The following is a 17,120-nucleotide window of genomic DNA, read 5'->3' as shown; positions in this document are numbered from 1 at the left end:
TGCTACGGGGTCACAGCGGCCGGACCGTGCGGCAGTATCGATGGAAGCGATCCTTGTTATCGCTCACAGGGCCAGCCCGCCCCGCCCTCTCACCGCGCGCGACGTCGATCGGCCGGCGACAGGTGTAGCCCGCGTTCCCGAGGGGCAACAATCCGCTCATGGGTGGGACGCCGCGGGTCGACGAGCGACCGCTCGGGCGGCGGCGACGTGCCGGGGCCGATCCGACCCGGCGGTCGGCGGCACCCGCGTGACGCCGCCGAAGCACTGCCCGCCGCCGGTGGCCCTCGGCGCGGTGGCACTCGGCGCGGCCGCGCTCGCGGCCGCCCTGGGCGCCGAGCCCGCCTCCGCCGAGCCGACGCCGATCCCGATCCCGACGCCGACGCCGACGACCAGCGGACCGGTGGAGACCGCCACCGCTGGCGGCATCGTCGGATCGCTGGCGCGGGACCTGCTCGACACTCCATCGCACCTCGACCTGCCCCTGCCGACGGCGCTCCCCCTGCCGACGACTGTCCCGGTGCCGACGGCGCTCCCTCTGCCGACGGCAGTCCCGCTGCCGACCACCGGCTCCCTGCCGTTGCCGCTGCCGCTGGTGACCACGTCACCGGCGTCGACGGGCGGACCTACCGCTCCCACGCCCACCCGGGCACCCCGTACCCGGCGATCGTCCCCGCCACCGGAGGCGGGGACGCCGGTCACCTCGTCGACGACGCGCGCCACCCCGCCGTCGTCGGCACCGGTGACGGTGCGGGCATCCCGCGCCGACGCCGCCGACCGTCGCATGCCGGCGCGCGGGCGGGCGGCGATGACCGCCGAACCGTCATCACCGCCGATCCCGACCCCCCGTCCGCTACCGGCGCAACCCGCGCTGGCACTGGCATTCGTGTCCGCGCCCACCAGCACCGGTGCCGGGGGCGCCGACCTGACAGCGTCGGCGACCGACACGCCGCCGTCCGTCGGGCCGCTGCGTCGAGGGGGCGCCGTCGGTCCCTTCGACAGTCGGGCCACCAGTCGACCCGTCCAGCGGGGTCCCCCGCCGCCCCGGCAGCTCCTGATCACCCATCCACGTCCACGACGTTGATCAGGAGAGATCATGGAGCTAGCCATCATCTGGGTACCCGCCGACATGGAGCCGTCGGAACACGCCATCGCGACGTGTCTGAACCACCTGCGCCGACATGACTACCGGCTGAACGGGATCATCCGCGCACCGTGGGAGACCGTCGAGCAGAAGATGGTCGACGGCGAGGTGGACGTGGTCGTCATCGCCGACCTCGCGCACCTTCCGCCGGACCGGTCACCCCGGATCGAGGTGGCCACGCCGCTGCCCCGTGGCGACGAGGACCGTCCGACGCCCGGCACGCCGTCCGGCTGACGCCACGAAGCGCCCCGTCCACGGCGGACGGGGCGCTTCGTCGTGCGCGGCGGACAGCGACCGGTACACGGTCGACCGCCGGGCCGCACCGGGGCTGCGACCACGTCCGGCCGGTGCCGGCCCGTCGACCGGTCAGTCGAGGTTCGGCGCGGGCTCGGAGACGTGGGCGGTGACGATCCGCCAACCGACGGGCAGGCGTACCCAGGTCTGGGTCTGCCGTCCCGTGGCGGAGCTGTCGGCGTACCCGAATCGGGTCGTCACCACCGCGAGGTCCGCGCCGAACGTGCTGACCCTCGTCTCGACCAGCCGGCGGCCGGCCGGCAGCGGTGGCTGCGCGGCCCGCCACTTGCGCTGCTCCTCCAGCCCGTACTGATGGTCGGCGAGGCCGAACCGCACCGTCCGGTCGGAGTCCCAGAAGTACCCGCAGATCGCCTCGGCGTCACCGTCGACGAGCGCCCGTTCGTATCCGCCGAAGGCCGCCGCCACCTCGGCGACCACGTCCGCGCGATCGATCTCCATCCGGTCCGTCCTCTCCATCCGGTCGGGTCGGCCCGGCGGCTCAGCCACGCGCCGCCGCGGTCTGCTGCTCGTCGGCCGCCCGATCGGCGGCCGGCGCGGACGCCTCGTCCAACTCGGCCTCCTCCGGGTCCGGTTCGCGTGGCGTGGGACGACCGAGCGCGAAGACCGCGCAGATCACCGCGACGAAGAGGTAGCCGAGCGCCACCTGGCCGTTGGCGTTCCACTCGACCCGCTCGCCGTGGATCAGCCCGACGAACGACAGCACCGCGCCCGAGCCGGCGAAGATCGCGGCGCGGACGAACCGCTTGTCGATGACGAAGACCACCACCGCGCCGAGCACCAGGCCGGCAAGGATGGCGCCCTGCCCCAGCACCAGCAGCCCGTCGTACACGACACCGGCGCCGTTGAGCGCGTCGTCGCCCACCGCGGCGGCGCTGGTGCCGGCCGCCGCCAGCGCGTTGTCGATCTGCCCGGTCGCCCAGGCCGCGATGTTCGGCACCAGTGCGGCGACCACGGCCGCGGCGTGCGCCCGCGGCGTCGCCTGGAACGCCTGCGCCCCGATCAGCAGGCCGATGTAGAGCAGGATCGGCACGATGGCCGCCGTCGGGAAGATCGCCGCGAGCAGTCCGAACATGCCGAGGAAGCAGAGCACGGCGATCACCACGCCGGTCGCCATCGAGTAACCGCTGCGGCCACCCGCGGCCTTCCAGCCCGGGTGGCCGACGTAGACGGCGGGCGGGAACGGCGAGCCGAGCGCCGCGCCGATCACCGCGCCCGCGCCGTCGGCGAGCAGCACGCTGCGCAGGTTGTAGTTGTCCCCGGCGGTCGCCGCGCTTTCCACGTTCGTCATGCCCTCGGTGAAGTTGTAGACGCCGAGGGGGATGGCCGTCGCCAGCAGCGGCGCCATGTCGGACAGCCCGGTGAACAACAGGTCCAGCTTGAACGAGGGTACGGCGACCGCGATGTCCCGGGCGGCCGCCGTCACGTCCGGCACCGACATCGCCCCGCCGGCCCAGCCGATCGCGGTGCCCACCAGCAGGGCCGCGAGCCCGATCGGGAAGTTGAACGGCAGCTTGGTGTCGGTGAGCAGGCCGATCAGCAGCAGCGCGAAGACCGGCAGGGCGACCCAGGCCATCCGCCACATCTGCCCGGCCGGGTTCATCGAGATGAAGGTGATCGAGATCCCGGCGAGCGTGCCGAGCAGCGCCGCCCGGGGCGCGTACCGACGGATGTAGGGGCCGACGAACGCGCCGATCAGCACGATCACGCCGATGATGAAGGCCCACGCCAGCCCGGCCTCCCAGGCCCGGAGCGGGTCCTGGGTGCGCAGGTAGATCGGGAGCATGATGACGAAGATGACGATGAACATGTGCGGCACGCTCGGCCCGTACGGCAGGGCCGTCACGTCGGTGCGGTTCTCCCGACGGGCCAGGCGGCGGGCCAGGTAGGTGTAGTAGATGTTGCCGGCGACCAGGGCGATGCCGAGCGCCGGCAGGATGGTGCCGAACACCTCCCCCTCGGGCAGCTTCACCACCCCGATGCAGAGCCCGGTCAGGGTGAGCACGTTGACCAGGACGTTGACGCCGAAACCGAAGAACGCGTTGGTGTCACCACGCACCCAGAACGGGAGCGGGACGACGGTGGACTTCGAGGAGACCATGGCTGCTCCCGGTCAGGAGGAGGGTTGCAACGCGGACGTGGTGGGCAGCACGGCTCGGACCTGCGTCGAGTCGGCGACCCACCCGAAGATCCCGCCCTGGGCGGCGATCATGTCGAGCCCGACCCGGTGGAACTCGGGAAAGTAGGACCCGACGCAGTCGGCGAGTACGAGGCACTCGTACCCCCGGTCGTTGGCCTCCCGGACGCTGGTGTGCACGCACACCTCGGTGGTGACTCCGGCGACCAGGAGGCTGCGGATGCCCCGCTCGGCGAGCAGGACGTCCAGGTCGGTGGCGTGGAACGCGCCCTTGCCGGGCTTGTCGACGACCGGCTCGCCGGGCAGTGGCGCGAGCTCGTCGATGATGTCGTGGCCGTACTCGCCACGGACCAGGATCCGGCCGGTGGGCCCGGGATCGCCGATCCGCTTGCTCGGGGCGCCCCGGTTCAGCTTGGCCGGCGGGCAGTCGGACAGGTCGGGCAGGTGCCCCTCGCGGGTGTGCACGACGGCCAGGCCGACGGCGCGGGCGTCGGCCAGCAGGGCCGCGAGCGGCGCGATGGTACGGCGGAGCTGGCTCACGTCGTTGCCGAGGCTCTCACCGAATCCGCCGGGCTCCAGGAAGTCCCGCTGCATGTCGATGACGAGCAGCGCGGTGGTCGAGATGTCGAAGGAGTAGGGGCCGGGTCGCGCGGTGGCGATGGTCGGCATGGCTCACCTCACTTCGCCGTGGCGGCGATGACGTCGTCGGATGTGGCGACGCAGCCGAAGACGCCGCCCTGCATGGTGACCATGTGCAGGGCGGCCTCGTGGTTGGCCTTGTCGGTGGCGCCGGTGCAGTCGGCCAGGATCAGGCACTCGTAACCCCGGTCGTTCGCCTCGCGCATCGTCGTGTGCACGCAGACGTCGGTGGTGATGCCGGTGAGGATCAGGTGGGTGATGCCCCGGGTCCGGAGCACGAGGTCGAGGTTGGTGGCGTAGAAGGCGCCCTTGCCGGGCTTGTCGATGATCACCTCGCCGGGCAGCGCGGCGACCTCGGGCACGATCTCCCACCCGGGCTCGCCCCGGACCAGGATCCGGCCGGCCGGACCGGCCCCGCCGATCTCGGCGCCGATGCGGGCCGAACGCCAGCGCTTGTTCGCCGGCAGGTCGGACAGGTCGGGGTCGTGCCCCTCGCGGGTGTGCACGATCAGCATCCCGAGCGACCGGGCGTGCTCCAGCAGCCGGGCGGTGGCCGGCAGGCCGGCCCGGGTGAGGCCGATGTCGTAGCCCATGGCGTCGACGTAACCGCCCGGCCCGCAGAAATCGGTCTGCCAGTCGATGCAGAGCAGCGCGGTCCGCGCGGTGTCGACCACACCGTCGTACGGCCACGGGTAGGGGTTGGCCGGTACCGGCCCGATGCTTCCCATCCTCTCGCCTCCTGTCGTGATCGCTGGTGCGGCCCGCTTCACCGCCGGGTGGCGGCGGAGCGGCGGTAGGCCCGCCACCCACCACTGGCGCTGATGTCCTCGGCCGGCGGGCTGGCGGCGTACGCCTCGCAGAGGAAGCCGAGCACGTCCCGCCCGTCGTGCAGCCGGATCCAACCGAGCGAGAGGGGCGCCGGCACGCCGGCCAGCAGCTCACCGAGGGCGGCGCTGGGCAGCCGCCACAGCTCGACCTCGATCGGGTGACCGGCCGAGGTGTCCGGCGCGACCCGGACCAGCCCCGGCAGCCCCTCGCCGTCGGCGGTGTCCATCCGGTAGAGCCGGTAGAGCGGCGCGGTACGGGCGGCGCCCGCGAAGGCCCCGCCGTAGCCGAGCAGCTCGCCGTTGCGGGACTCGCCCCTCAGGTGCCGGCCGACCACGGCGATCAGCACGTCCGTCGGCCGTGGAGCCGGCGGCGGAACGGGCTCGACGTCCGGGTTGGCCGCGCCGCCCGTGCTGAGGGTGGCGGCGAGCCGGGCCAGGGTGGTGTCGCTGAACGCCGGACCGAGCAGGGTGAGACTCGCCGGCCGGCCGGTGGCGGTGAAGCCGTTGGGCACGCTCACCGCGGCCAGGTCGAGCAGGTTCGCGAACTGGGTGTAGCGGCCCAGCATGGCGTTCCGCCCGATCGGGTCCTCGGCGATCTCGTCGAGCGTGAAGGTGGTGCCGACGGTGGGCACGACGAGCACGTCGACGTCCTGCCAGAGCGTGTCGACCTGGGCGCGCAGCTCACGCAGCCGGTGGTGCCCCCGGAAGGCGTCGACCGCGTCGTAGCGCCAGCCGGTCTCCAGCACGGCCCGGGTGACCGCCAACACCGACTCCGGGTTCGACCGCAGGAAGTCGCCCAGGCCGACGAGCCGCTCGGCCACCCAGGGACCCTGGTAGAGCAGGTCACCCGCCGCGAAGAAGGCGCCGAGCGGCACCGACCGCAGAGATCCGACGAGGGTACGCAGCAGTTGCACTCCGGCGGCGAAGCGGGCTTCCTGCCCGGTGTCACCGAAGAACTCGAGGTCTTCTGCCCAGGGCACCCCGAGGCGTAGCGTGCCCGGCATGCGGGCGACCACCCGCTCCGCCGGTAACGGACGGCCCCACGGGTCGGCCGTGGTGACACCACGGGCGGCGTGCAGCACGTCGACGGCGCCCGCCACGTCGGGCGTGAAGACCGACACGCAGTCGAGCGAGCGGCAGGCCGGCACCACGCCGGCAGTGCTGAGCAGGCCACGGGTGGGCTTGAGGCCGACGATCCCGTTGAGCGCCGCCGGCACCCGGCCGGAGCCCGCGGTGTCCGTACCGAGAGCGAAGCTGACCTGGCCGGCGGCCACCGCGACGGCGGATCCGGAGCTGGAGCCGCCGGAGATGAGGCCGCCGCCGAAGACGCTCTCGCAACTGCCGTACGGCGAGCGGGCGCCGGTCAGGCCGGTGGCGAACTGGTCCAGATTGGTCTTGCCGACGAGCAGCGCGCCGGCGTCGAGGAGCCGCCGCACGACCGGCGCGTCCTGCGCGGCCTCGTATCCGAAGTCGGGGCAGCCGGCCGTGGTGACCAGGCCGGCCACGTCGATGTTGTCCTTGACCGCGAACGGGATCCCGTACAGCGGGGAGGTGGGGTCACCGTGGCGGGTCAGCGACTCGGCGCGGGCCCGTAGCTCGTCGGCCGGCACGGTGCTGATCCAGACCGGGCCCGCACCGCCTCCGGCGAGCCCGTCGAGGACGCGTTCGACCTGGTCCGTCGGCGTCAGACGACCGTCGCGGTACGCCGTCCGCAGGTCCGAGATGGATCCGACTGACTCTGGCATACAGTCGATTGTCGACCGTTCTGTTACAGCGGGCGGCGCGTTCTGTAACGGGGACATGACGGCCGATTGGCCGCCGGCTGGGCCTGTTTCATGGGGGCGGCCGAGCCGAGGCGAAGCCGGGGCGGCGATCCGGCAAGGCGCGGCGGCGCGGCCAGGTGGCGCCCGTCCGGGCCGGACGGGCGCCGCGGGCGTTGATCAGCAGCGCGGGCAGGGAGATTCCTTGCGGACGCTCCAGGTGAAGGTGGTGCTGCCCAGGCTGCCGAATCCGTCGTCGGCGGTGACGGTGACGTTGTAGGAGCCGATCTGGGCGAGCGTGCCGCTGATCCGGCCGGTCCCGGGTTCGATGGTCAGCCCGGGCGGTAGGTTGACCGCCGTCCAGGTGTACGAGTAACTGCCGCCGGTGGCCTGCATCTGCAGCCCTCCGTTGTCCCCCTTGAGCGAACTCTGGGTGCCTGGGTTAGTGACCGTCACCGTGCTGGGACTCGGGCCGGTGGGCGGAATTTCCGGAAACGAGCAGTTCAGCGATACCTGCTGCGACGCGATCGATCTGGTGATGTACTCCGGTTCACCCGAGCGGTACTGGACGGTGGCGGTCGCTCGACCCGAGTAGAAGCCCGAGTCGCAGAGCGTGTTCGGGGTGGTGACGCCGAGTGCGACCACGGGGATCGAGGTGCCGTCGGTCCACAGCGTCGTCCGGCCGTTCACGGTCGTGCCGGCACCCCCGCTCGTCCCGTGGTACAGCAACTCCACCGCGAGGTCGACGCGCCGCACCGCGCCGTCGCACGTGACCGTCGCGGTGTAGTTGACGATGTTGTTGGCCGGCTTCCACGGCACCTTGTCCGGCAGGACGTACCAGCAGTAGTGGCCGTCGGGGGTCGCGGCGGCGGCCGGCGTGCTGAGGCCCAGGGACGCGATGGACATGGCCGCCGCGGCCACGGTCAGCAACAGGCGGGACCTGTTGCGACGCAAGAGATTTACCCTCATCGATGCATGTTCCCACGGGCGAGTCGGGGGCGGCAATGGCTCGTACAGCTAGTCCAGGTAGGAGCGCGCGCCGTGCCCGGACAGCACGGCGAGGACCTCCTCCGGGTCTCCCCCGGCGACCGCCTCGAACAACCGCTCGTGCCGGTGGACCCCGTCCAAGGGCTGCGCCACCTCCGCCTCACGCCGCAGGTTGATCGCCATGTAGAGCTGCAACTTCACCAGGATCGAGCCGTACACGGCGGACAGCTGGCGATTGCCGGCGAGCGCGACGAGCGCGACGTGGAACGCCCGGTGCGACTCGGCGACCGCCATCCGGTCGCCGGCCCGGGTCGCCTCCCGCATCTCGTCGAGCGTCGCCCGCAACCCCGCCAGGTCGCTCTCGCGGCCGACCGGGATCCCCGCCCGCACCGCGAATCGTTCGAGGACGTCCCGCAGCTCGTACAGCTCCCGCACGTCACGATCGGAGAGGGTGGCCACCCGTACGCCGCGCCGGGGCACGTGCTCGACCAGCCCCTGCTGGGCCAGCAACCGCAGCGCCTCCCGCAGCGGCGCCCGGCTGATCCCGAGCCGACGGGTGAGCTGCTCCTCGACGAGGCGTTCCCCCGGATCGCTCCTGCCGCTGAGGATCTCCCGGGTCAACCGGGCGACGGCGAGGTCCACCAGACTGACGCTCTCCAGCTCACCGTCCATCGTCGGTGCGGCCATGTCGTTCACTCCGCCGAGTCTGCCACCTGTCGCCGTGGGAGCGGCGTCGGCGCGTCCCCACGGCCCGGCGACCCGTCCGGGCTGCCCACGACAGTGCCGCCCGCCGCGGATGTGCGGCGGGCGGCACGGTTGACGCGGGACGTCAGGAGATGACCACGTCACGGTAGTAGTGGCGCAGGATCGCCTGGTAGCTGCTGCCCGAGTTGGCGAGATCACGCGAGCCGTACTGGGACATCCAGTCGCCGTCCACCCAGCCACCGCACGCGGTGGTGGTCGCGCAGTAGTGCGCCCGCAGGATATTGCCGCTGCGGGTCAGCCGGTTCGACCAGGTCCGGTCCACCGCCGCCGACGTCGAGGTCTGCGCCGACGACGGCCGGTAGACCTGGTCGCCCGTGTCGTCCCGGACGTCGTAGCACTGGCCGCCGGAGGTCTTCCGGGTCGAGTGCAACGCCCAGTACCAGGCGTAGCTCTTCACGGCCATCGCACCGGCGTCCAGCGAGGCGGCCGGCCAGCTCGTCACCCACTCGTTCGGGAGGACGTTCTTGACGTACGTCTTGAAGTCGACCCGGTCGACGCGCCCGAGACTGACCCGGTAGACGAGGATGGTGCTCGGCAGCTTGCTGTTGGTGCCGTCGGTGCTGCAGCCCGTCGGCCCGCTCAGCAGTTCGTGCGAGGCGTTGTTGTTCTTCAACGTGGCGTTGAGGTTGCCCTTCGCCCCGGCCGCGAAGTCCTGCGTCGTACCGGCGAAGTTGCTGTTGAAGTAGACCCGCACGGTCTTGCCGGTCCGGTTCCACACCGACGCCGCGTTGTTCTTGACGCACAGGCCCTTGCCGGCGCCCGCGCCCTTGAAGTCGTAGCAGGTCGGCTGGGTCGTGCCGTAGTCGTCCAGCGAGTCGGTGAAGTCGGAGACCGAGCCGGCCTGGTTGCTGTTGTAGTAGTAGCAGAACTCGCCGCTGTCGCAGGTCCCGTCCCGTTCGGCCGCCGCTGCCGGCGAGGCGACGCTCAGGACGGAGGTGGACATGGCCAGGACGGCACCGACGATGGCGAGGCCCTTGCGGATTCTCATGACGTCCTACTTCTCGTTGTAGCCCTGGGAGTTCCAGAACGCGGTCGGGTCGGCGTTGTCCAGGGTGGGGTCGCCGACGCTGACGGCCGCGTGGGTCTGCCGACCGGCCCGGACCTCGACGTGGGTGTGCGCGCCCGAGCTGGAGGACACCCCGTGCCACGACTCGTCGGCGATGACCTGGCCCTTGCTGATGGCGTCACCCACGCTCACCCCGGACCTCGGCGCGGTGTGCAGGTAGATCACGGTCTTGTTGGACGAGGAGTTGTAGACCGAGATCGTGGACAGGCCACCGCTGCCGGTGCTGCCCTGCGCGACGTAGGTGACCGTTCCGGAGACCAGGGCGCGCACGTCCGAACCGACGCTGCGGGCGATGTCGATGCCCTCGTGCCGGCCGGGCGTGGTGGTGTAACCGTCGAAGCCGCACGTGACACTGCCGCCACTGGCCTGGTACAGGGCGTACGACAGGTTCGTGCGCGTCGATGGCGAGAACTGGTGCGAGGCGTTGTTGTTCTTCAGCGTGGCGTTGAGGTTGGTCTTCGCACCGGCCGCGAAGTCCTGGTAGGAACCGGCGTAGCCGCTGTTGTAGTAGACGCGGACCGTCTTGGTGCTGCGGTTCCAGACCGAGGCGGCCTCGTTCTTGATGCACAGGCCCTTGCCGGCGCCAGCGCCCTTGAAGTCGTAGCAGGAGGGCTGCTCGGTGCCGTAGTCGTCGAGCGATCCGGTGAAGTCCGAGATCGATCCCGCGTTGTCGCTGTTGTAGTAGTAGCAGAACTCGCCGCTGTCGCAGATCCCGTCCCGGGCCGCCGCCGAGGCGGGCGATGCGACGCTGAGGATCGAGGTGGTCGCGGCCAGCGCGACGCCGACGGCGGCCAGGCTCTTCCGGATGTTCATGGGTGTCCTTTCGAGGGTGGTGAGGGGGTGCGGGTCACTGCCCGCGCTGGTACTGCTCCCAGGTCTTGATCGGGATCTGGGGTCCGTCGTCCGGGCCCTGGTTGGCCAGACCGTTCATACCGAGGTAGTAGTCGCCGACCTGGTGCTGCGCCTGGCTGGACAGGTCCGTGTCGCTGATCGCCACGGCGTGGATGTGCCACGGCCAGTCGCCCTGGTTCGGGTTGCGGACCCAGGCGGCGAAGCCCACCTGGCGCAGGGCCCGGGCGACGGCGGTGCGCCGGGTCGCGGTCATGCCGGTGACCGCGATGTCGACCACACCCCCGCCGTCGTGCGTGCCGGCCGAGGTCGGGTCACCCCCGGGGTTGTACGAGCCCTGTTCGAGCACCAGGGTCTGGCCCAGCAGACGCTGCGCCTCGGCCAGCATCGCCTGGGTCCGGGCGTTGACGACGTACCCGTCGCGCGGGACCTTCGCGCCCGGACCGATCGTGTTGGCGACCGTGTAGCGGTCCAGCCCGAGCTTCGTCAGCGACGTCGTGCCGGGCAGGCCGTTCGCGGCGAGCCCGGTGTAGCCGAGCGAGCGTTGGTACGCCGCGTACGCCGAGACGGTGACCGTGCCGAAGTAGCCGTCGACCCACTGCGCGTTCAGCAGGCCCCGCGCCTGCAACGCCTGCTCCACGGCGAGCACCGAGCTCTTCGCACCGGGGGTCAGTGTGTTGTCCGCCCGACGGGGGTCGATCTGGGCGGCCAGGACGGTGGCCTCCATGTCCACGATCGGCCGCGCGGCCGCGGTGGCGGTCCGCTGCGGTGTGGCGCCGGATGCCGCCGCGTGGGCCGGGACGCCGACGGCCACGCAGAGCGCGGCGAGTCCGACGGTCAACCAGGGACGTCGCAAGATGGGTCCTCCTCGTAGCCGGTGAGTCGTTCTCGGTTCGACATCACCCTGCGAGAAGCGCCCTGCTGTTCGGTACCCCCGGCGGCCTGTCAGATCCGTCAGACCGTCACCGACCTCGATGAATGCGGTGTTGTCAGCTTGGCTTGGAGCCCGTGCCTGACATCGCGGCCGGACCTCAGGCGGTCACGGTGACCATGAAGTACACCGGCCGCCGGGTCGGGAAGTACTCCCGGCCGGCCTCGTCGACCATCTTCCAACTGACCCAGCACCTGCCCGGGCGGCTCGGCGCGGTGACCCGAACACGGATCATCACCTGTTCGCCGGGCGGCGTGTCGCCGATCGGCACCCGATCCGGTGTCCGGCAGCCGGCACCGTCTGCGGCGGGGTCCATCCGCGCCAGGTACCGGTTGTGCCAGTCGACCTTTCCCACGTTCGCGAGAGACCACACCTTGTCGAACTGGGCGTTCACCTTCACCTGGGTGCCGTCGGGGATGGTGACGTCGGCGACGAACCTGCTCGAGTCTCCGGGGATCAGGGAGTCCGAGAACGCCGTCGCGTTCGGTGACGCGGACGGTGACGGTGACGCCGTCGGTGCGCTGGAGCCGTCGGCGCCCGACCGGCCACGAACGGTCGCGCCCAGGACACCGGCCACCGCCACCACCAGCACCACCGCCGCGATGTTCAGCCACGGCAGACGGCGTCGCCGCGTCGTCACGACGCGATCCTCGGCCCCCGGATGCTCCACGACCTGCACCACGCCCTGTTCCGCCGGCGCGGACGCGGCGAGGACCGGCGCGGGGTCACCGTCCCCGCTGGACCGGGCGGCCGTCACCGGGCGCTGCGCCTCCTCCCATCGACGCCGCCACAGGGCCTCGTCCGCCTCGCAGGCTCGGACGAACTCCCGCGTGGTCTCCCACGAGGGAAACCGGGTGCCGGCGGCGGCCTCGTGCAGGGTCGTGTGCGAGATCCGTCCTGATCGCCCCGCCATCTTGCGGAACGAGGGGTCTCCCGCGGCGCCGCGCAGCGCCCGTAACTGCTCGGCGAACCTCTGGGCGGGCCGTCCGTCCTGACCAGACTCCCCGGCACGCTGGTCCTTCATCAGTCCCCCATGTCAGACGACTTTGTCAGACGTTGTCAGAGCGTGTCAGAGGCTACCGAACGACCGACGGGGAGGGTTCAGGTGTGCGGGGTGGGTCGGTAGACGAGTTCCTGAGTCCGGCCGTCGAGCGTGCGGCCCTCGACCAGCTCCAGGTCGAAGTCGGCCGCACCGTGGAAGATCGGCTCGGTCCCGGTCTGACCGGTGACCACCGGGAAGAGCGTCACCTGGATGAAGTCGACCAGGCCGGCGGCCAGCAGTGCCCGGTTCATCGAGAGGCTGCCGTGCGACCGCAGCGGCACCTCGGACTCCTCCTTGAGCCGGGCGACGACGTCGACGGCGTCACCGCGTACCAGGGTGGCGTCCGGCCAGTCGAGCGGTTCCTCGATGGTGTTCGACACGACGATGGCCGGAAGGCTGATCATGCGGGTGACCCAGGCGTCGCGGACGCCGGACTCCTCGACGCTGTCGGCCAGCATCTGTCGGAACAGCGCGAACGTGCGGGCGCCGAAGACCATGCGGTGGTCATCCGTGTACGTGGCAAGGCGACGTTCCAGCAGCTCGGGACCCTGCTTGCCCCAGTAGCCTCCCCAGTTGCCGGTGGTGCTTCCGAAGCCGTCGAGGCTGGTGAAGACGTCGAAGGTGTAGGTGGCGCTCACGCCGGTCTCCTCCTGTGGGTGAGTTCGCTACGCCGCGCCTTCAGGAAGGCGCGCTCAGTATCGTTGCCGGTCAGCGCGATGGCCTCGTCGTAGGCGGCGCGGGCCTGCGTGTCGCGTCCGAGCCGAGCCAGCAGCTCGGCCCGGGTGGCGGGCAGCCGGTGGTACCCGGGAAGCTCGACCGTCTCCAGCGCGGCGAGAGCCGCGTCGGGACCGTGCGCCTCGGCCACCGCGACCGCCCTGTTGAGGGCCACGACGGGGTTCGGCGTGAGTACGAGAAGCTGGTCGTACAGCGCCAGGACCTGCCGCCAGTCGGTGGCCACGCCGTCGGTGTGCACCGCGTTGATCGCGGCCTGGATCTGGTACGGGCCGGGCCGGTTGCGTCGCAGACACCGCCGGACCAGGTCGTGTCCCTCGGCGATCAACGTGTCGTTCCACAGTGACCGGTCCTGCTCGCCCAGGAGAACCAGCTCACCGTTCGGGCCGAGCCGGGCCGGGCGACGTGCCTCGATCAGCAGCAGCAGGGCGAGCAGGCCGAGCACCTCGGGCTCGTCGGGCATCAGCGCGGCCAGCTCGCGGGCGAGCCGGATCGCCTCGGCGCACAGGTCGGTCCTGATCAACGGTCCGGCGGTGGACGTGTAGCCCTCGTTGAACATCAGGTAGAGCACGGTGAGCACGGGCGGCAGCCGGTCCGGCAGCTCGTGGTCGGCGGGTACCCGGTAGGGAATGGCGGCTTCCCGGATCTTCTTCTTCGCGCGCACGATCCGCTGGGCGATGGTCGTCTCCCGGACCAGGTAGGCCCGGGCGATCTCAGGGACCTCGAGGCCACCGAGCAGGCGCAGCGTGAGGGCTGTGCGCGCCTGGAGGGCGAGCGCCGGGTGGCAGCAGGTGAAGATGAGTCGTAACTGGTCGTCCCGCACGGGTCCCACCTCCTGGGGCGCGTCCTGGTGCTGGAGCAGCAGGGCCTGGGCGTGCCGGGCCTCGCGGGTCGACTCGCGGCGGAGCCGGTCGATCGCCCGGTTGCGGGCGGTCGTCACGATCCAGCCACCCGGGTTGGGTGGCGGCGTCCGCCACTTCTCGAGCGCCGTGGCGAAGGCGTCCTGGACCGCCTCCTCGGCGAGGTTGATGTCGCCAAGGAGACGGGCCAGGGTGGCGACGCAGCGGCCGTACTCCGCGCGGTAGATGCTCGCCAGATCCATGTCGGCCGGCCGGCTCCGGGTCAGGCCTGGGACAGGTCGTCGAAGGGGCGTACCTCGATCGGTCCGCAGGCCGCCGCGCACTTCTCGGCCCAGGCGAGCGCCTGGTCCAGGTCGGCGCACTTGAGGACCCAGAAGCCGACGAGGTGCTCCTTCGTTTCGGCGAAGGGTCCGTCGCTCATGGTGCTGGACCCGTTCTCGATCCGCACGACGGTGGCACTCTCCGGAGACACGAGCCCGCCGCCGAAGACCCAGACGCCCGCCGCCCGCATCTCGTCGTTGATGCGGCCGGTCTCGGCGAACATGACCTCGGTCTCCTCGTCGGACATGGCGGGCGCGCCCTCGACGGCGTGCACGGACAGCAGATACTGCTTCATGACGATCCTTCCGGTAGCTCGACAGCGGGATGGGGTGGTGACGGCTCAGGCGGCCAGGCGGCGCGCGACGACGGGGATCACGATCGCGGCAGCGACCAGGTGGGTGAGCATCAGCAGCGCCTTGGTGGTCGTGTCGGCGTCGGCGATCACGTCCGGCACCAGGGACAGGACCGTCAGCGCCACCGTCGTACGGACGAACACGTGCCGCGGGCGTCGCGCGAACCGGGACAGCAGCACGGCCAGGACCACGCCGACCAGGGAGAAGACGGCCGTCAGCATCCCGAACCCGGCGACCGGGATCGGAGCGCCGCTCACGTCGAGGCTGACTCCCGCCGCGCGGCCGGCGGCGGCGACGACCATGGTGGCCGCGCTCGCGGCGACCGTGGCGACGGCACCGGCCCAGATCAGCGCGCCGCGCGTCGACGTGGCGGCGCGGGTGGTGTTCGCGGTGGTGGTCATCATGCCCTCCAGCGGGTGGGTGCCCGTCTCGATGCCGGGCTCTCACCATGGCTACGAACAGAGCCGGTCCCGATCGACAGCCCCACCCACGATATTTTGGCGGCCTCGCCGCCGGTGTACGCCGAGCCGTTCTCCGGGCCGTCGGGTCGGGTTCAGTCGGGACGGTGCGCGGCCCCGGCTGACGCGCGAGCCGGAGAAGCCGGTCCGGGAAGACATGCCATCAGGATTAATAGAAACTTAAGGGTACGAGGGCAAAAAATTGTTATCCGGAGCCGGCTCGACGGCCACCAGGACAGTTCTCCACGGCCCTCCTTAATTCTTTTTCCGCAGATTGCCGCGCGCCTCCGACGTGCACATACTTCATCCGACAGAGCGTTATCGTCGACTCGAAGGAAATCACTGGTAATGCGGACTCCTCCCCCCGCGCACGTCGCACCGCCGGACCGGGCGCGCAAGCGCCGCCGCATCGCTCGCATCACGCTCGCCTCGGGGGTCGCCGCCGCCCTGGTGGGCAGTGGCATCTACATCGCCGGCGCCCAGGCCGAAGAGGTCGCCGTGTCGGGCCGGATCCAGGCTGAGGCCTTCGCGGCCCAGTCCGGCGCGCAGACCGAGAGCACCGGCGACGCCGACGGCGGCCGGAACGTCGGCTGGCTCGGCAACGGAGACTGGCTGCGGTACGACGGCGTCTCGATCACCGGCGCCGAGCTGAAGGCCCGGGTGGCGGCGAACAACACCGACGGCGGCGCCGTCGAGCTGCGCCTCGGTACGCAGACCGGCGCCCTGCTGGCCAGCTTCCCGATCGCCCACACCGGCGGCTGGCAGAAGTGGACGACGGTGACCGCCACGGCGGCCAGCGTGCCGTCCGGCCCGCAGACCGTCTTCGCCGTCATGAAGAGCAGCTCCCGGTCGGACTTCGTGAACCTGAACTGGTTCACGTTCGGCTCCGCGACGGGTACGACGCCGAGCGCGTCGACCACGCCGAGCGCCAGCCCGGCGACGCCGACCACCCCGGGCACCACCCCGACCACCCCGGGCGCCACGCCCACCACGCCGGGCACCGCGCCCGCGGCTGGCTGGGTACCGGTCGACCAGGCCAGGTGGGACCGGGAACTGGCTGCCTTCAACGCGATCACGCCGAAGCCGGTGACGCCGGGAACGACCCGCGTTCCCGAGTTCCACACGGACTGCGAGCTGGCCAACTCGGCGCCGGATGACCCGATCGTCGTCCCCGGCCTGCCGGGCGCGTCGCACATGCACACCTTCTTCGGCCCGAAGATCGACGCGTTCACCACGACCGACAAGCTGCTCTCCTCGACGACCACCTGCAACGCCCCCGGTGACCTGAGCGCCTACTGGACCCCGGAGCTGCGCAAGGACGGCAAGCCCGTACCGATGAAGAGTTTCCGGGTCTACTACGGCTCACGGGTGAAGGACCCGTCGACCGTCAAGCCCTTCCCGCCGGGCCTGCGGATGGTCGAGGGCGACGCCAAGAAGCAGGTCGACACGCCGAAGAACGCCGGTAGCAACCAGTTCTGGTGCGCCGGCAGCGCCGAGACCGGCCGCAGCGCCGACGGCAACTGGCCGGTCTGCGCCTCCGGCGGCAACCTCATCTTCCAGCTCGTCTTCAAGGACTGCTGGGACGGCAAGAACATCGACTCACCCGACCACAAGTCGCACATGGGCGACCCGGTCAACGGCGTCTGCACCGGCAAGTACCCGGTGGCGGTGCCGAACCTGTCCTTCATGGTCAACTACCAGTCGCTGGGTGGCAACGGCCTGAGCCTCTCCTCCGGCAAGCCGTCCTCCATGCACGGCGACTTCATGAACGCCTGGGACCCGGCCCACATCGGACCCCTGGTGAAGTCCTGCCTGAACCAGAAGGCCAAGTGCGGCACCGAGGTGACCTTCGCCGGCGGCTGACCCCACACGCAACCCGAGAGGCGGGGGGGCCCCCCGCCCGCCGGGGGGGGCCGGGGGGGGGGCCGGGGGCGGGGGGG

General features: G+C 71.4%; 18 protein-coding genes. 3 read left to right on the top strand and 15 right to left on the bottom strand.

All coding sequences use genetic code 11. The annotated features are described in order from the left end of the window. The first annotated feature begins 247 nt into the window (after positions 1 to 247). Positions 248 to 1,081: a hypothetical protein gene (locus tag AB0J36_RS17695; RefSeq protein WP_357169171.1), complete on the top strand. Its 834-nt coding sequence runs from the start codon at positions 248 to 250 to the stop codon at positions 1,079 to 1,081. A 12-nt stretch (positions 1,082 to 1,093) separates the two neighbouring features. Continuing rightward, positions 1,094 to 1,375 carry a hypothetical protein gene (locus tag AB0J36_RS17690; protein ID WP_357169168.1) on the top strand — a complete coding sequence of 94 codons (282 nt, stop codon included), beginning with the start codon at positions 1,094 to 1,096 and terminating at the stop codon, positions 1,373 to 1,375. 132 nt (positions 1,376 to 1,507) lie between these two features. On the opposite strand, the gene AB0J36_RS17685 is transcribed toward AB0J36_RS17690, so the two are convergent. The 15 genes from AB0J36_RS17685 to AB0J36_RS17615 all read right to left on the bottom strand — a co-directional run bounded on the left by AB0J36_RS17685 (position 1,508) and on the right by AB0J36_RS17615 (position 15,123). Then, positions 1,508 to 1,894, bottom strand: a complete 387-nt coding sequence (locus AB0J36_RS17685) for an AtzH-like domain-containing protein (RefSeq protein WP_357169165.1) — start codon at positions 1,892 to 1,894, stop codon at positions 1,508 to 1,510. A gap of 40 nt (positions 1,895 to 1,934) precedes the next feature. After that, positions 1,935 to 3,554, bottom strand: coding sequence for a regulator (locus AB0J36_RS17680; RefSeq protein WP_357169162.1), 1,620 nt, complete (start codon positions 3,552 to 3,554; stop codon positions 1,935 to 1,937). 12 nt (positions 3,555 to 3,566) lie between these two features. Continuing rightward, complete coding sequence (locus AB0J36_RS17675; protein ID WP_357125469.1) at positions 3,567 to 4,259, bottom strand: isochorismatase family cysteine hydrolase; 693 nt, start codon at positions 4,257 to 4,259, stop codon at positions 3,567 to 3,569. 8 nt (positions 4,260 to 4,267) lie between these two features. Further along, on the bottom strand, positions 4,268 to 4,957 hold the full coding sequence (locus tag AB0J36_RS17670) for an isochorismatase family cysteine hydrolase (protein ID WP_357169160.1): 690 nt from the start codon (positions 4,955 to 4,957) through the stop codon (positions 4,268 to 4,270). 38 nt (positions 4,958 to 4,995) lie between these two features. Beyond that, positions 4,996 to 6,801: an allophanate hydrolase gene (gene atzF / locus AB0J36_RS17665; protein WP_363660867.1), complete on the bottom strand. Its 1,806-nt coding sequence runs from the start codon at positions 6,799 to 6,801 to the stop codon at positions 4,996 to 4,998. 195 nt (positions 6,802 to 6,996) lie between these two features. Continuing rightward, positions 6,997 to 7,785, bottom strand: a complete 789-nt coding sequence (locus AB0J36_RS17660) for an Ig domain-containing protein (RefSeq protein WP_357169154.1) — start codon at positions 7,783 to 7,785, stop codon at positions 6,997 to 6,999. A 48-nt stretch (positions 7,786 to 7,833) separates the two neighbouring features. Further along, positions 7,834 to 8,490 carry a GntR family transcriptional regulator gene (locus AB0J36_RS17655; RefSeq protein WP_357170544.1) on the bottom strand — a complete coding sequence of 219 codons (657 nt, stop codon included), beginning with the start codon at positions 8,488 to 8,490 and terminating at the stop codon, positions 7,834 to 7,836. A gap of 142 nt (positions 8,491 to 8,632) precedes the next feature. Further along, positions 8,633 to 9,556, bottom strand: coding sequence for a SpoIID/LytB domain-containing protein (locus tag AB0J36_RS17650; protein WP_357125457.1), 924 nt, complete (start codon positions 9,554 to 9,556; stop codon positions 8,633 to 8,635). A gap of 6 nt (positions 9,557 to 9,562) precedes the next feature. Continuing rightward, entirely contained in the window at positions 9,563 to 10,447 is an 885-nt protein-coding gene (locus AB0J36_RS17645) for a peptidase inhibitor family I36 protein (RefSeq protein ID WP_355048036.1), read from the bottom strand. Positions 10,448 to 10,481: 34 nt separating this feature from the next. Next, positions 10,482 to 11,339: a peptidoglycan-binding domain-containing protein gene (locus AB0J36_RS17640; RefSeq protein ID WP_357125452.1), complete on the bottom strand. Its 858-nt coding sequence runs from the start codon at positions 11,337 to 11,339 to the stop codon at positions 10,482 to 10,484. Between the two features lie 175 nt (positions 11,340 to 11,514). After that, entirely contained in the window at positions 11,515 to 12,438 is a 924-nt protein-coding gene (locus AB0J36_RS17635; protein WP_363660866.1) for an NBR1-Ig-like domain-containing protein, read from the bottom strand. Positions 12,439 to 12,515: 77 nt separating this feature from the next. Then, the gene (locus AB0J36_RS17630) at positions 12,516 to 13,094 is read right to left on the bottom strand and encodes a dihydrofolate reductase family protein (protein ID WP_357125447.1); all 579 of its coding nucleotides are present in this window, start codon (positions 13,092 to 13,094) and stop codon (positions 12,516 to 12,518) included. Beyond that, complete coding sequence (locus AB0J36_RS17625; RefSeq protein WP_357125444.1) at positions 13,091 to 14,290, bottom strand: RNA polymerase sigma factor; 1,200 nt, start codon at positions 14,288 to 14,290, stop codon at positions 13,091 to 13,093. Before AB0J36_RS17625 ends, AB0J36_RS17630 begins: the two co-directional genes overlap by 4 nt. Positions 14,291 to 14,310: 20 nt before the next feature. Next, on the bottom strand, positions 14,311 to 14,664 hold the full coding sequence (locus tag AB0J36_RS17620) for a YciI family protein (RefSeq protein WP_363660865.1): 354 nt from the start codon (positions 14,662 to 14,664) through the stop codon (positions 14,311 to 14,313). A gap of 45 nt (positions 14,665 to 14,709) precedes the next feature. Further along, positions 14,710 to 15,123, bottom strand: coding sequence for a DUF6069 family protein (locus AB0J36_RS17615; RefSeq protein WP_357125437.1), 414 nt, complete (start codon positions 15,121 to 15,123; stop codon positions 14,710 to 14,712). 405 nt (positions 15,124 to 15,528) lie between these two features. Here AB0J36_RS17615 and AB0J36_RS17610 point away from each other — a divergent pair, with 405 nt between their 5' ends. After that, a complete protein-coding gene (locus AB0J36_RS17610; protein WP_357169145.1) occupies positions 15,529 to 17,043 on the top strand; it encodes a DUF1996 domain-containing protein in 1,515 nt (504 codons plus the stop codon). The last annotated feature ends 77 nt before the right edge of the window (positions 17,044 to 17,120 follow it).

The sequence above is a fragment of the Micromonospora sp. NPDC049662 genome, assembly GCF_040675055.1.
Classification (GTDB): Bacteria; Actinomycetota; Actinomycetes; order Mycobacteriales; family Micromonosporaceae; genus Micromonospora.
This window is presented reverse-complemented; position numbering and strand designations above follow the sequence as displayed.